Below are 13,180 nucleotides of genomic sequence, written 5' to 3' on the forward strand. Positions count from 1 at the left end.
TGGTGGTGGTAAGTGATGCCGAACGAAAACGAAAGACCGGATCGCCGGGTTTCGGCGCCCGACATCTTGCGGGCCGCGCAGAACATCAGGCCGGTGATCCGCGCGACGCCGCTGGACCGGTCGATGGAGTTGAGCGGCCTTGTCGGCGCCGAGGTCCGGCTGAAGCTGGAAAACCAGCAGGCCACAGGCAGTTTCAAGCTGCGCGGTGCGGCGAATGTCATCGCGCATCTGGATGACCGGGAACGCGCCACCGGGGTCATCGCCCCGACCGCCGGCAATCACGGGCTGGCTTTGGCCCAGGCTGGTCGGGCGGCGGGGGTGCCGGTGACGATCTGCCTGCCCCGCACCGCCGATCCGATGAAGATTGCGGCGATGACTGCGAACGCGGCGCAGATCGAATTCTTCGACGGGATCGAGGAAGCAAGGCAGGCCGCGCTTGCCCAGGCCCATCAGGGTGGCGCGCGGTTCGTGTCCGCCTATGACAATCCGCAGATGATCGCTGGGGGCGGGACTGTCGGGCTGGAGATCCTGACCGACTGGGTCGATGTGCAGGTCATCCTGGTCTGCATCGGTGGAGGCGGCCTTGCCTCGGGCATCGCGACAATCGCAAAGGCGATTAACCCCGATGTCGAGATCTGGGCCATCCAAAGCGAGGTCAGCCCGACCTTCATCCGCTGGACGCAAGCTGGCACGCAGGTGCAGGTCGACCTTGCGCCCTCGATCGCCGAAGGGATCAGCGGCCTCATCGAGCCGGGTACGATGACCTGGCCGATGGTGCGCGACCGGGTGGACCGCGTTCTGCCCGTGACCGAGGCAGAGATCCGGGGGGCGATGCTTTGGATGCTGGACCATCACCAACAGGTAGTCGAACCCTCGGGCGCAGCGGCGGTGGCCGGGGCAATCCGCTATGCGGACAGGCTTGCCGGGCGCAGGACAGCCGCGGTGGTCACGGGCGGTAATGTCTCGGGCGCGCGGTACCGGGCGCTGATTCAGGCCTGACCGCTGCGGGCCAATGCGGGCCAGACCCGAAGGCATTTCCCGGCATTAGGCATCCACCGCAAATCTCAGCAGATAGCCGTCGGGATCCTGGACCAGGAATTCCCGACAAACCGACCAGCCATCCCCGACGCGATAGCGTTTTTCCGCGACCGGCCGGTACAGCGCCCATCCGGCACTGGCCAGATTTTCAAGCAGCGGATCAAGACTGTCGACCTGCATCTGGAAATTGATCCCGCGGCCGAAGGGCGCCTGCAGGGCCCCCGTCTCCCATTCGCCATTCACGCGGCACAGCATGATCTGGATCGGGCCGCGCTGAAGATAGGCGAACCCCGCCGCCGGCCGTCCATAGGCGATCCGAAAGCCAAGAAGATCGCACCAGAAGCCCAGGCTTCGCTCAAGGTCGGTGACGGAAAGCTCGGGCACAAGAGGGGCAAATCCCCCCTCGGGAAGCCCGCCGTCGGAATCTGCGCTGTTGCGGGCTTTCTGGTCCATCCTGTCCCCCTGCTTCGTCCGGCTGAACGCTAGCGGGCGAGGGCTGCGGCCGAAAGCCGTCTTCGTCCCTGCCATCACGCGGATTTCGCCCGCGACGTCGCGCGTCACCGCGAAAGCTGCGCGCGCGGCGCTTTCATTCGCCTTGCATCGCCGCTAGAAAACGCCGGACAGACAAGGACGCAGACATGGCCCGGCACCTCATCACCTCGGCGATCCCCTATATCAACGGGATCAAGCATCTCGGAAATCTCGTCGGCTCGCAGTTGCCGGCGGACCTTTACGCCCGCTACCTGCGCCAGCGCAGCCACGAGGTGATGTTCATCTGCGCCACCGACGAACACGGCACTCCGGCAGAACTGGCGGCGAAGAAGGCCGGCAAGCCGGTCGCCGTCTATTGCGCCGAAATGCACGAGGTGCAGGCGGAAATCGCGCGGAACTTCGGCCTGAGCTTCGACCATTTCGGCCGCTCGTCCAGCGAACGCAACCATGTGCTGACCCAGCATTTCGCAGGCAAGCTGGACGAGAATGGCTGGATCACCGAGGTCGAGGAAAAGCAGGTCTATTCGATCGACGACGCCCGCTATCTGCCCGACCGCTATATCGAGGGCACCTGCCCGAACTGCGGCTATGACAAGGCGCGCGGCGACCAGTGCGAGAACTGCACCAAGCAGCTTGATCCCACCGATCTCATCAACCCGCGCTCGGCGATCTCGGGTTCGACCAATCTGGAAGTCCGCGCGACCAAGCACCTGTATCTGCGCCAGCGCGCGCTGAAGGACCAGATCTCGGACTGGATCGACAGCAAGAAGGATTGGCCGATCCTGACCACCTCGATCGCCCGGAAATGGCTGAACGACGGTGACGGGCTGCAGGACCGCGGCATCACCCGCGACCTTGACTGGGGCATCCCGGTCAAGAAGGGCGACCAGCCCTGGCCGGGGATGGAGGGCAAGGTCTTCTACGTCTGGTTCGACGCGCCCATCGAATATATCGCCGGCACGGCCGAGGGCACCGACGCCAAGGGCCTGCCCGACAGCGAATGGCGCCGCTGGTGGCGTCTGGACGAGGGTGCGGGCGACGTCACCTACACCCAGTTCATGGGCAAGGATAACGTGCCTTTCCACACGCTGAGCTTCCCCGCCACGATCATCGGCTCGGGCGAGCCGTGGAAGCTGGTCGATTACATCAAGTCCTTCAACTACCTGACCTATGACGGTGGCCAGTTCAGCACCTCGCAAGGCCGCGGCGTCTTCATGGATCAGGCGCTGTCGATCCTGCCCGCCGATTACTGGCGCTGGTGGCTTCTGTCCCACGCCCCCGAAAGCGGCGACAGCGAATTCACCTGGGACAATTTCCAGCAATCGGTGAACAAGGACCTGGCCGACGTGCTGGGCAACTTCGTCAGCCGCATCACCAAGTTCTGCCGGTCGAAATTCGGCGAGGTCATCCCCGAGGGCGGCAGCTATGGCCCCGAGGAAACCGCCCTGATCGAAGCCCTGACCACCCGCATCCGCGCCTATGAGGGCTTCATGGACGGGATGGAGATTCGCAAATCCGCGGCCGAGCTGCGCGCGATCTGGGTCTTGGGCAACGAATACCTGCAATCCGCCGCACCCTGGTCGACCTTCAAGACCGATCCGGAAAAGGCCGCCATGCAGGTCAGGTTGGGCCTGAACCTCATCCGGCTTTACGCGGTCCTGTCGGCGCCCTTCATTCCCTTTGCCGCGGATGCGATGCTGGACGCGATGCAGACCGAGAACCGCGATTGGCCGGGCGATGTGGATGCGGCGCTTGCCGCTTTGCCCGCCGGTCATGCCTTTACCGTCCCCGAGGTGCTGTTCGCCAAGATCAGCGACGAGAACCGCGACGAATGGCAGGAACGTTTCAAGGGAATCCGCAGCTGATCCGCCCGGATCCCCAGCATTTGCAGGAGGGAAGATGACCCATTGCATCCTGGTCGGCGCACCCGTCGACGAAGGCCAGCGTCGCGCCGGTTGCCTGATGGGCCCGGCCGCCTATCGTGTCGCCGGCCTTGCCCGCACCCTGGCCGAGTTGGGCCATACGGTCGAGGATCGGGGCGATGTCGCCCCGACCCATACGCGTGACCAGACCTGCGCCAATCCCGCTGTCCATCACCTGCCCGAGGTCATCGCCTGGACCGAGGCCCTGTCAGCCGCCGCAAGCGCGGCGATGCCGGACGGGCTGCCGATCTTTCTGGGCGGCGACCACTCGCTGTCCTTGGGCACGGTCTCGGGCGTTGCCGCCCATGCAAAGGCCGCGGGCCGGCCCCTGTTCGTCATCTGGCTGGACGCGCATAGCGATTTCCACAGCGTGCGGACCACCACCTCGGGGAACCTGCACGGAACGCCGATGGCCTATGCCGCCGGTCGCGCCGGGTTCGAGCCCTTCCCGCCCTTCCCTGCTCCGGTTCCCGGCGAAAACATCTGCATGTTCGGCATCCGTTCTGTCGATCCGGCCGAGCACGCCTCTCTTGAAGAAACCGAGATCACTGTGAACGACATGCGCGTTCTGGACGAACTGGGCATCGCCGCCCCCCTGCGGGCCTTCCTGGACCGGGTGCGGGCGCAAAACGGACTGCTGCATGTCAGCCTGGACGTGGATTTCCTGGACCCATCTATCGCACCTGCAGTGGGCACCACCGTCCCCGGGGGCGCCACCTTCCGCGAAGCGCATCTGGTCTGCGAACTCCTGCACGAATCCAGATTGGTGACGTCGCTCGACCTGGTCGAGTTGAACCCCTTCCTGGACGAACGCGGCCGTACGGCGAAGCTGATGGTCGACCTGGTCGGCTCGCTGATGGGCCGCAAGGTCTTTGACCGCCCGACCCGCAGCTTCTAAGCTTGCCAACCTGCCCCGCGCCCGCTAGCCACGGATCGGCGCGGGCGTGGCGGAATGGTAGACGCATGGGTCTTAAACACCCTGGGGCGCAAGCCTGTGCGGGTTCGAGTCCCGCCGCCCGCACCAGACCTCCGCTAGGGTCAGCCAGTTGGGCGAAGCGCGCGGTTGCGCCTGCAAGGCCCTGAACCACCGGATTTGCGGTGCCGCATCCGCCCCCTGGCCGCCGAACGGCAATCATGGCGCCCTGAGGGATCGAGGACCGCTGTCTCTGCCTGGACATGACAGGTCATCAAGTTTGTCTGATCTGCAGCGGCCGGGGATTGCCTTGGCGGCGCGATGCCGCTTCTAGGGGGCCCGGAATGCTTGAAACAGGGGCTTCCGAAGCAAAAGGAAGAATATTGATGCCAAAGCTGCCCGTCATCCTCATCTGCGCCCTGGCGCTCTCGGTTGCCGCCTGCGGCCCGAATACCGCGACCCGCGCCACCACGGGCGCAGCAGCGGGGGCAGTTGTCGCCGGGCCAATCGGTGCGGTCGCCGGGGCGGCGATTGGCGGCAGCGGCGCGGTCCGGATCAGATAGGGCTTCGCATCCCGATCGGTTGCGCCGGGCCTGCTTTCTCAATTGGCGGGCCGGTCCTCCGGTTCGATCAGTTCGGGACCGTCATCTTCGATCCCGAAGCGGGCGACCGGGTGATGTCGCAACAGGCTTTCAGCGCCAAGCGCGGGATCGTCGCTGCCACCAAGCCAGGCGTCGCGTTCATCCGCGTTCAGGACCACGGGCATCCGGGGATGCAGGCTGACAACAGCGGCATTCGCGGGCCGCGTCAGGATCGTGCAGGTCAGCATCTCCCGCCAGCGCGAGGCCAGGCCCGCGAACCAGAGCGTTTCCTCATTCCCGGCCGAGGCGATGAAATGGGGGCGTTTCGCGGCCTTTTCACCGGTCCATTCGAAATATCCCCCCGCCGGTATCAGGCAGCGGCCATGTTTCCAGACGGCGCGGAAACTGGGCTTCTGGGCCGCGTCCTCGATCCGGGCGTTGAAGGTGGTGGCCTTCCAGTCCTTGATCTCACCCTTGTGCCAGGACGGGATCAGCCACCAGCGCGCCATCATCCCCTGCAAGGGCGACTTGGCGAACAGCAGTATCTCTTGCGTCGGCTTCACATTGAAGCGGCGCGGGAACGGATTGACCCGCAGGTCCGAGAACTCGTCCTCGGTCCCGCGCAGGTTCGGATCCACGAAACGGCCACACATCCACCAGCCCTTACGATTCGACGAGCCCAGTTTGGCCCGGGCGTTCGAAAACGCAAACTGCGCTGCGTCCCATCGCGTCCTTGCATGGCTGTATTGCCCTTGGTTCCGGCCCGGCTCTCGGATAGGTTCGCCGCGAATTGCGACAGCAGGAGAGTATGATGGCGCAGCGTCTTCACCTTGTCTTCGGCGGCGAGCTTGTGGATCCCGTCCGCACCGAGTTCCGTGACACCGACAAGATCCATATCGTTGGGATCTTCCCCAATTACGCGAGCGCATTTTCGGCCTGGAAGGCCGAGGCGCAGCGCACCGTCGATAGCGCCCACACCCGCTATTTCATCGCGCATCTGCACCGCCTGCGCGACGAAGAGCGCGAGGTCAGCGCGACCGCCGAGCTTGGCGACTGAACCCGGCTGAACCGGTCCGGCCCGGCATGTCACTGGCAGGACAGACGACGGCGTCCCTGGCGCTGTGGTTGCACCTGCGGCGCCGCGCGGCGCTGCGGGTCGAGGGCGGCACGATCGAACCTCCCGCCGGTGACGGGCCGCTGATCCTGGTCCATGTCACCGAAGGGGGGGCCGAACCGCCCCCGCTTTCCCCCCTGCTTCAGACGCTGATGACCCGTCGACCGGGGCTGCGCGTGGCCTTTACCGGCCCCGCGCCCGATCCCTCGGCGCTGCCGCGCAATCTGCGCAGCATCCATCTGGGCCTGCCCCGCGACTCGGAAACGGTCGCAGAGGTGATCGCCGGGTTGAAGCCCCGCGCCCTGCTGCTGCTGGGCGATCAACTGCCCGCCGCCCTGATCACCGGCATGGCCGAGGCGCGCGTCCCCGTCCTGATGGCCGAGGGGCGGCTGGTCACCTATGCCCGCAGCGGAAGCTGGCGCAGCGCCGTCAATCGCGGGTTGATGGGCCGCATCACGCGCGTTCTGGCACCCGATCTGACCGCCGCCGCCGCCGCGCGCCAGCTGGGCGGCGATCCCGCGCGGGTCGAGTTGGTGGGACCGGTGACGGAAACCCGCGCTCCCCTTTCCGCGAACGAGGCCGAGCGCGCGGCGCTGGCCCAGATCCTGCGCGGCCGGCATGTCTGGCTGGCCGCCGCACCGACCCTGCCCGAGATCCGCGCCGCGCTGGCGGCGCATCAGGCGACCCTGCATCACAACCACCGCGCCCTGCTGATCCTTGCCGGGTTGCCCGAATTCATCATCCCCGAGATCCGCGCCGAGGTTGAGGCGCTTGGCCTGGCCGCCGTCCTGCGTTCCGAGGACGAAGACCCCAGCGCCGACGATCACGTCCTGATCGCCGACGACCCCTATGAGATGGGATTGTGGTATCGGCTGGCGCCCGTCTGCTTCATGGGCGGCACCCTGATCGCCGGTCCGGGCCTTGATCCGCGCCATCCCTTTGAACCGGCGGCGCTTGGCTCGGCCATCATCCACGGCCCGATCCCCGGCACGCATGCGGCCGAGTGGATCCAGCTGGACGGCGCGGACGCGGCGCGGCTGGTCACGGATGCCGAGACGCTGACCCGCGCGGTGGCCGATCTGACCGCCCCGGATCAGGCGGCCGTCCTTGCCGGAAACGCCTGGTCGGTCAGCACGGGTGGAGCTGCGGTCCTGCACCGCATCGCCGATGCCGTCATCGATGCGATGGAGAAGCGCGCATGATCGCCAAGGGACACCGCCACGCGCCCGATTACTGGTTCCGCCCCCCCGGCGCGACCGCGCGACTGTTGTCGCCGTTGGGTGCGATCTACGCGGCCGGGACCGCGCGGCGCCTGGCGCGTGGCCCAAGGGAACGGGTTGGCGTGCCGGTGATCTGCGTCGGCAACATCAATGCGGGGGGGACCGGCAAGACCCCTTCGACCATCATGCTGGCCCAGCGCCTTCTGGCGCGGGGGGTCGCCGTGCAGATCGTCTCGCGCGGCTATGGCGGGACCGAAAAGGGCCCGATCCGCGTGGATGAGGCGCGACACCGCGCATCGCAGGTCGGGGACGAGCCGCTGCTGATGTCCGCCTTTGCGCCGGTCTGGGTCTCGGACGATCGGGCTGCGGGGGCGCGCGCCGCCGTCGCGGATGGTGCGGGGGCGATCCTTCTGGACGACGGCTTTCAGGACCCCTCGCTGGCGCATGACCTGTCGCTGGTGGTGGTCGATGCGGCGCGGGGCTTCGGGAACGGGCTTTGCCTGCCCGCCGGCCCTCTGCGCGAGCCTCTCGATCGTGGCCTTGCCCGCGCCGACCTGCTGTTGTCGATCGGAGAGTCCGCAGAGCAGGCAACCTTTGCCGCGACCTGGGCAACGACCCTGTCCCTGCCCCATTTGAAGGGACGCCTTGCGCCTTTGCAGACCGGAATGGACTGGGCGGATCTGCCGGTGCTTGCCTTTGCCGGGATCGGCCATCCCGACAAGTTCTTCGCGACGCTGCGCGGCCTTGGCGCACGTCTGTTGCGGGCCGAACCGCTTGAGGATCACCAGCCCTTCACCCCGGCCCTGCTGACCCGGCTGGAGACCGAGGCACGGCTGATCGGCGCCCAGCTTGTCACCACCGAGAAGGACGCGGCGCGCCTGCCCCGCGACTTCCGGCCCAAGGTGCTGTCCCTGCCGGTGCGGCTGGTGCTGGACGATCCCGCGCCCCTTGACGACAGGCTGCTGGCTTTGGGCCTGTAGCCTGGGCGAAACGAAAACGACCGGCCCCAGGGGCCGGTCGTCGCGGTTTCGGATCGGCTCGCGCCTCAGCCTTTCTTTTCGGCTTCGGCGATTTTCGCGTCGATGATCTTCTTCAGGTCATCCCAGGGCTGGTTCTGAACCGTTTCGCCACCGATGATGAAGGTGGGCGTGCCTTCGATCTTGTCGGCGGTCGCGTTCTTCTGGAAGGTCGCGACCAGGTCGGCGACCTTCTGCTTGTCGGCCCAGCAGGCATCCATCTGCGGCTCGGTCATGCCCGCCTTGGCGCCGACCTTGCGCAGGTTCGCCGCGATCTCGTCACCCGTTTTCGCATTCAGCCAGGTCTGCTGGTCGTCGAAGATCAGGTCCGAAACGGCGTAATACTTTGCGTCCCCCCCGCAACGGGCCAAAATCCCGGCCCAAAGGCCCACCGCGTCGAAATAGACGTCGCGCTGGATGAACTTGACCTTGCCCGTCTCGATATACTCGGCCTTCAGCTTCGGCCAGTTTTCCTCGTGGAAGGCGCGGCAATGGCTGCACGTGAAGCTGGCATATTCGATCACGGTGACCGGGGCGTCCGCCTGGCCGAGGGTGATGTCCTCAAGGATCTTGCCTTCGGGCATCTGCTCGGCCGGGGCGGGCTGCGCCTCTTGCGCCAGGACCGGGGGGACCGCGGCAAGGGTCAGCGCGGCCGTCGCGGCAGCGATCAGAGAGCGACGAATGGGATTCATGGATTGGCCTCTCGGTCGTTGGCGTCCCTGCGGGACAAGATGTTCAATGCCATCTGCCGCATCGCGGCCGAAAGCTGGGGATCGTCGAAGCCCTGCGCGATTTCATCGGCGCGGGCGGTTCTGGCCGGGTCGGGAGCGGCGGCAGGACGCCGATAGGCAAAGCCCGTCTGTTCTTCGGCAAAGCCGCCCGCTTCGGCAAAGCCGGTGGGCGCAGTCTGGGTCAACGTGACGCGCGAAACCGCGTTGAAGCCGTAGCAGGCATTCACCCTTTCCCGGATCGTGTCGAGCTGCATGTTGACCATCGGCGCCCTTGCGCCCGAAACCAGCAGCGTCAGCGTCGCGCCGAAGCCCTTGCCGTGGCTGATCTTGACGGGGCGGGCATGGGCGGCAATCTCGGGTCCGACCACCTCGGACCAGTTGGTCAGCAGCCGGGCAACGGCAAAGCCGCGCGTCTCGCCCACGGCCCGCACCTTTTGCGCGACCAGCTGGGACGCTGCCTCGAACCCGCGCATCCGACGGCGCGGCAGAAAGTCCGGTTTCTTCTGGGCCATGCCGTGACCATATGCTTTACCTGCAAGCAGTCTGGACCGAGCCGCGCCCGGACGCCAGAGCGGAGCGACTGAAAATTGCGTGATTCAATGGGAATATCGGCGGAGCTGCTGGGCTGGTACGATCGCCATGCCCGCGTCCTGCCCTGGCGCATTCCGCCGGGGCAAGGCCCTGCCGACCCCTATCGCGTCTGGCTGTCCGAGGTCATGCTGCAGCAGACGACCGTGGCCGCGGTGAAGTCCTATTTCGAACGCTTCACCAGCCTTTGGCCCCGAGTCGAGGACCTGGCAGAGGCCGAGGACGCCCGGGTCATGGCTGAATGGGCCGGGCTTGGGTATTACGCGCGCGCCCGCAACCTGCTGGCCTGCGCCCGCGCTGTCGCCGCGCGCGGCGGTTTTCCCCGCAACCGCACCGGGCTGGCCGAGCTGCCGGGCATCGGCCCCTATACCTCGGCCGCGATCAGCGCCATCGCGTTCGACCATCCGGAAACCGTCGTCGACGGCAATGTCGAGCGTGTCGTCTCGCGCCTGTTCGCGATCGAAACGCCGCTGCCCGCGTCCAAGCCGCGGATCCATGCACTGGCCACGGATCTGACCCCGAACGAACGGCCGGGCGACCACGCGCAGGCGATGATGGATCTGGGCGCAACGATCTGCACGCCCCGCAACCCCGCCTGCGGCATCTGCCCGGTCAGCGATCCGTGCCAGGCGCGCCGCCTGGGCATCGCCGCGGACCTGCCCCGCAAGGCCCCGAAGCCCGAAAAGCCGCTGCGCCGCGGTACCGTCTGGATCGGCCTGACCGATAGCGGCGTGCTGGTCGAGACGCGGCCCGCCAAGGGGCTGCTGGGCGGAACGCTGGCCTTCCCCTCGACCGGTTGGGACGGGACGGACCTTGCGCCTCCGGCCGAGGCGGATTGGCAGGAACTGGGGCTGGTCCGACATGTCTTTACCCATTTCGCACTTGACCTGACCGTGATGACGGCCCGGTTGACCATGGTGCCGGAACGCGGCAGGGTTGTGCCGCTTCGCGACTTTAGCCCCTTGGCGCTGCCCGGACTCATGCGCAAGGCGTGGTCGCTTGCCCGCCCTGAAACAGCCCGCCCGCGATCCGGTGTCGCGATGGCCAGCCGTTCCCGAACTCCACAAGGCTGACCTTCCGATGCAGACCCCCTTTCGCGCCCGACTGATCGATGCCCTGCCCTTCTGGCTTTCGTTGGGCATGGTGCCACTGGCGATCCTGGCCGCACGGCTGGGCGGGTGGTGGTTTGCGCTGATGCCGGTCTATGCCTGGTACCTGACGACCGTGCTGGACGCCCTCCTTGGCCTGAACGAGGAAAACGCCGACACCGAAACCCCCGAAACGCAGCTGTTCTGGTACCGCGCGATCACCATCCTTTGGTTTCCGGTGCAGGCGGCGATGATCTTCGGCGCGATCTGGTATGCGGCGCATGGCCCGCTTGGCAACTGGGAGAAGGTGGGGCTGTTTTTCGGCATCGGTGTCGTCTCGGGCACGATCGGCATCGTCTATGCCCATGAATTGCTGCACCAGAAGAACCCGGTCGAGCGCTGGATGGGCGACCTGCTTCTGGCCTCGACGCTGTATTCGCATTTCCGCACCGAACATCTGCTGGTGCACCACAGCTGGGTCGCGACCCCGCGCGACGCCGTTTCGGCCCGCTATAACGAGGGGTTCTTCCGCTTTTTCCTGCGCGTCCTGCGCGACTGCCCCGCCAGCGCCTGGCAGGCCGAGTCCCGCCGCCTTGAACGCAGCGGACGATCCCGGTTCGACCGCCGCAACCCGTTCTGGCGCTATGGTGCACTGCAACTGGGAATGCTGCTGCTGGCCCTGCTTCTGGGCGGCTGGCAGGGGCTTTGGCTGTTCCTGTGGCAGGCGCTGGTCGCGGTCTGGCAACTGGAACTGACGAACTATGTCGAGCATTACGGGCTGACGCGGAAGCATCTGGGCAATGGCCGCTATGAACATGTGCTGCCGCGCCACAGCTGGAATTCCTCGCATACCGCGACGAACTGGCTGCTGATCAACCTGCAGCGCCATTCGGATCACCACTACAAGCCCGACCGCCGCTTTCCCCTGCTGCAGACCTATGGCGACGACGAGGCGCCGCAGCTTCCGATGGGCTATCCGGCGATGACCTTCCTGGCGATGGTCCCGCCCCTGTGGCGGCGGCGGATGAACCCGCGCGTGCGGGCCTGGCGGCGGCAATTCTATCCCGATGTTCAGGACTGGTCCGCCTATAACCGTGGCGACCTGCCAATGCCCCGCAACGCGCTGTAGCGCGGGCGAACTGGTCAAGCCTCAGCGATAAGCGGAAGGCTTGGCAGAATTGCTCATCACCGAAAGAAAGACCCCGCCCGACGGGCCAGGCCGTCCGGGCGGGGCAAGGAAGTCCCGGTCGCGCCAGAGATCGCGAACAACGGGACGCGGCGAACCTCGTGAAAACTGGGGATCAGTTCGGACGACCATCCTCGGCCGCCATTTCGGCCCGGATCTGCTGGCGCAGGGTGTCGATGGGCACCATCCGCCCCTCGCGCCGGAAATGCCAATAGGTCCAGCCGTTGCAGGAGGGCGCGCCTTCCAGCGCGGCCCCGACCTGGTGGATGGAACCCTTGACATCATTGCCGACCAGGCTGCCATCGGCACGCACCTTGGCCTTGTGGCGGTTGTCCATCGAGAACAGCTCTTCGCCGGGGCGCAGCATCCCCCGTTCGACCACCTGGCCAAAGGGGACGCGCGGCTCGGCCCGCTTGGGCCGGATGGTCGCGATCGCCTCACTGTCCAACTTGCGGACGCGGGCAATGCGCTTTTCGGCCACCGCGCGATAGGCGGCCTCGCGCTCGATCCCGATGAAGTCCCGGCCCAGCATCTTGGCCACGGCCCCGGTGGTGCCGGTACCGAAGAACGGGTCCAGCACCACGTCTCCGGGATTGGTCGAGCCGACGAGCAGGCGATGCAGCAGGGCCTCGGGCTTCTGGGTCGGATGGGCCTTGGCGCCGTCCTTGTCCTTCAGCCGCTCCCCCCCGGTGCAGATCGGCAACACCCAGTCCGAGCGCATCTGGACACCCTCGTTCAGGGATTTCAGCGCCTCGTAGTTGAACGTGTATTTCGAGCTTTCGGCCTTGGAGGCCCAGATCATCGTTTCATGCGCATTGGTCAGCCGCTTGCCGCGGAAGTTCGGCATCGGGTTCGACTTGCGCCAGACGACATCGTTCAGGATCCAGAAGCCCTGGTTCTGCAACTCGGCCCCGACGCGATAGATGTTGTGATAGCTGCCGATGACCCAGATCGCGCCGTCATGCTTCAGAACGCGGCGGGCGGCCGCCATCCAGGCGCGGGTGAATTCGTCATAGGCGGCAAACCCCGCGAACTGGTCCCAGGCATCGTCGACGGCATCGACGCGCGAATTGTCCGGACGGTGCAATTCGCCCTTGAGCTGCAGGTTGTATGGAGGGTCGGCAAAGATCAGATCCACACTGTTCGCCGGCAGTGAATTCATGACCTCGATGCAGTCCCCGGCCAGGATCTGGTTCAGCGGGAGCGGTCGCGCAGAAGCGCGGGATTTCAGTACTTGCTTCGTCATCACTGCCTCGGATTTCGGCCTTATGTCTGCCGATTTGATTGGGCC

14 protein-coding genes and 1 tRNA gene are annotated in these 13,180 nt (G+C 66.3%); 10 read left to right on the top strand and 5 right to left on the bottom strand.

What is annotated here, in order from left to right:
* Positions 1-15: 15 nt before the first annotated feature.
* Positions 16-999, top strand: coding sequence for a threonine ammonia-lyase (locus ACO2Q4_RS13230; RefSeq protein ID WP_423319793.1), 984 nt, complete (start codon positions 16-18; stop codon positions 997-999).
* Positions 1,000-1,044: 45 nt separating this feature from the next.
* Here the strand turns inward: ACO2Q4_RS13230 and ACO2Q4_RS13235 are convergent, their stop codons facing one another.
* The gene (locus ACO2Q4_RS13235) at positions 1,045-1,491 is read right to left on the bottom strand and encodes a bleomycin resistance protein (RefSeq protein WP_423319795.1); all 447 of its coding nucleotides are present in this window, start codon (positions 1,489-1,491) and stop codon (positions 1,045-1,047) included.
* A gap of 185 nt (positions 1,492-1,676) precedes the next feature.
* On the opposite strand from ACO2Q4_RS13235, the gene metG reads away from it, so the two are divergent.
* The 4 genes from metG (at position 1,677) to ACO2Q4_RS13255 (ending at position 4,928) form a co-directional block, all read left to right on the top strand.
* Positions 1,677-3,395, top strand: a complete 1,719-nt coding sequence (metG, locus tag ACO2Q4_RS13240; protein WP_423319797.1) for a methionine--tRNA ligase — start codon at positions 1,677-1,679, stop codon at positions 3,393-3,395.
* 34 nt (positions 3,396-3,429) lie between these two features.
* Complete coding sequence (gene rocF / locus ACO2Q4_RS13245) at positions 3,430-4,350, top strand: arginase (RefSeq protein WP_423319799.1); 921 nt, start codon at positions 3,430-3,432, stop codon at positions 4,348-4,350.
* A gap of 40 nt (positions 4,351-4,390) precedes the next feature.
* Positions 4,391-4,476 (top strand) — tRNA-Leu (locus ACO2Q4_RS13250).
* A gap of 275 nt (positions 4,477-4,751) precedes the next feature.
* Positions 4,752-4,928: a hypothetical protein gene (locus ACO2Q4_RS13255; protein ID WP_311757446.1), complete on the top strand. Its 177-nt coding sequence runs from the start codon at positions 4,752-4,754 to the stop codon at positions 4,926-4,928.
* Positions 4,929-4,966: 38 nt separating this feature from the next.
* Here ACO2Q4_RS13255 and ACO2Q4_RS13260 read toward each other — a convergent pair whose 3' ends face one another.
* Complete coding sequence (locus ACO2Q4_RS13260) at positions 4,967-5,599, bottom strand: SOS response-associated peptidase (RefSeq protein WP_423319801.1); 633 nt, start codon at positions 5,597-5,599, stop codon at positions 4,967-4,969.
* A gap of 158 nt (positions 5,600-5,757) precedes the next feature.
* Between ACO2Q4_RS13260 and ACO2Q4_RS13265 the strand changes: the two genes are divergently transcribed.
* Genes ACO2Q4_RS13265 through lpxK form a run of 3 tightly spaced genes read left to right on the top strand, consistent with a single transcriptional unit; the run spans position 5,758 to position 8,260 of the window.
* Positions 5,758-6,003 (top strand): DUF4170 domain-containing protein, encoded by a 246-nt coding sequence (locus tag ACO2Q4_RS13265; RefSeq protein ID WP_311757448.1) that lies wholly within the window; start codon positions 5,758-5,760, stop codon positions 6,001-6,003.
* Between the two features lie 26 nt (positions 6,004-6,029).
* Entirely contained in the window at positions 6,030-7,262 is a 1,233-nt protein-coding gene (locus ACO2Q4_RS13270; RefSeq protein ID WP_423319804.1) for a 3-deoxy-D-manno-octulosonic acid transferase, read from the top strand.
* Positions 7,259-8,260: a tetraacyldisaccharide 4'-kinase gene (gene lpxK, locus ACO2Q4_RS13275; protein WP_423319806.1), complete on the top strand. Its 1,002-nt coding sequence runs from the start codon at positions 7,259-7,261 to the stop codon at positions 8,258-8,260. The genes ACO2Q4_RS13270 and lpxK overlap by 4 nt, the downstream gene beginning before the upstream one ends.
* A 65-nt stretch (positions 8,261-8,325) precedes the next feature.
* Here lpxK and ACO2Q4_RS13280 read toward each other — a convergent pair whose 3' ends face one another.
* Both ACO2Q4_RS13280 and ACO2Q4_RS13285 read right to left on the bottom strand, forming a co-directional pair.
* Positions 8,326-8,988 (bottom strand): DsbA family protein, encoded by a 663-nt coding sequence (locus ACO2Q4_RS13280; protein ID WP_395131083.1) that lies wholly within the window; start codon positions 8,986-8,988, stop codon positions 8,326-8,328.
* Positions 8,985-9,539: a DUF721 domain-containing protein gene (locus tag ACO2Q4_RS13285; protein WP_423319808.1), complete on the bottom strand. Its 555-nt coding sequence runs from the start codon at positions 9,537-9,539 to the stop codon at positions 8,985-8,987. Before ACO2Q4_RS13285 ends, ACO2Q4_RS13280 begins: the two co-directional genes overlap by 4 nt.
* Before the next feature lie 87 nt (positions 9,540-9,626).
* Between ACO2Q4_RS13285 and ACO2Q4_RS13290 the strand changes: the two genes are divergently transcribed.
* Together ACO2Q4_RS13290 and ACO2Q4_RS13295 are read left to right on the top strand one after the other, a co-directional pair.
* Positions 9,627-10,688 (top strand): A/G-specific adenine glycosylase, encoded by a 1,062-nt coding sequence (locus ACO2Q4_RS13290; RefSeq protein WP_423319810.1) that lies wholly within the window; start codon positions 9,627-9,629, stop codon positions 10,686-10,688.
* A 7-nt stretch (positions 10,689-10,695) separates the two neighbouring features.
* On the top strand, positions 10,696-11,832 hold the full coding sequence (locus ACO2Q4_RS13295) for an alkane 1-monooxygenase (protein ID WP_423319812.1): 1,137 nt from the start codon (positions 10,696-10,698) through the stop codon (positions 11,830-11,832).
* A gap of 172 nt (positions 11,833-12,004) precedes the next feature.
* Here ACO2Q4_RS13295 and ACO2Q4_RS13300 read toward each other — a convergent pair whose 3' ends face one another.
* Positions 12,005-13,135, bottom strand: a complete 1,131-nt coding sequence (locus tag ACO2Q4_RS13300) for a site-specific DNA-methyltransferase (RefSeq protein ID WP_311757455.1) — start codon at positions 13,133-13,135, stop codon at positions 12,005-12,007.
* Positions 13,136-13,180 lie beyond the last annotated feature (45 nt).

Source organism: Paracoccus sp. KR1-242, from assembly GCF_049446195.1.
In the GTDB taxonomy this organism is placed as follows: domain Bacteria; phylum Pseudomonadota; class Alphaproteobacteria; order Rhodobacterales; family Rhodobacteraceae; genus Paracoccus; species Paracoccus broussonetiae.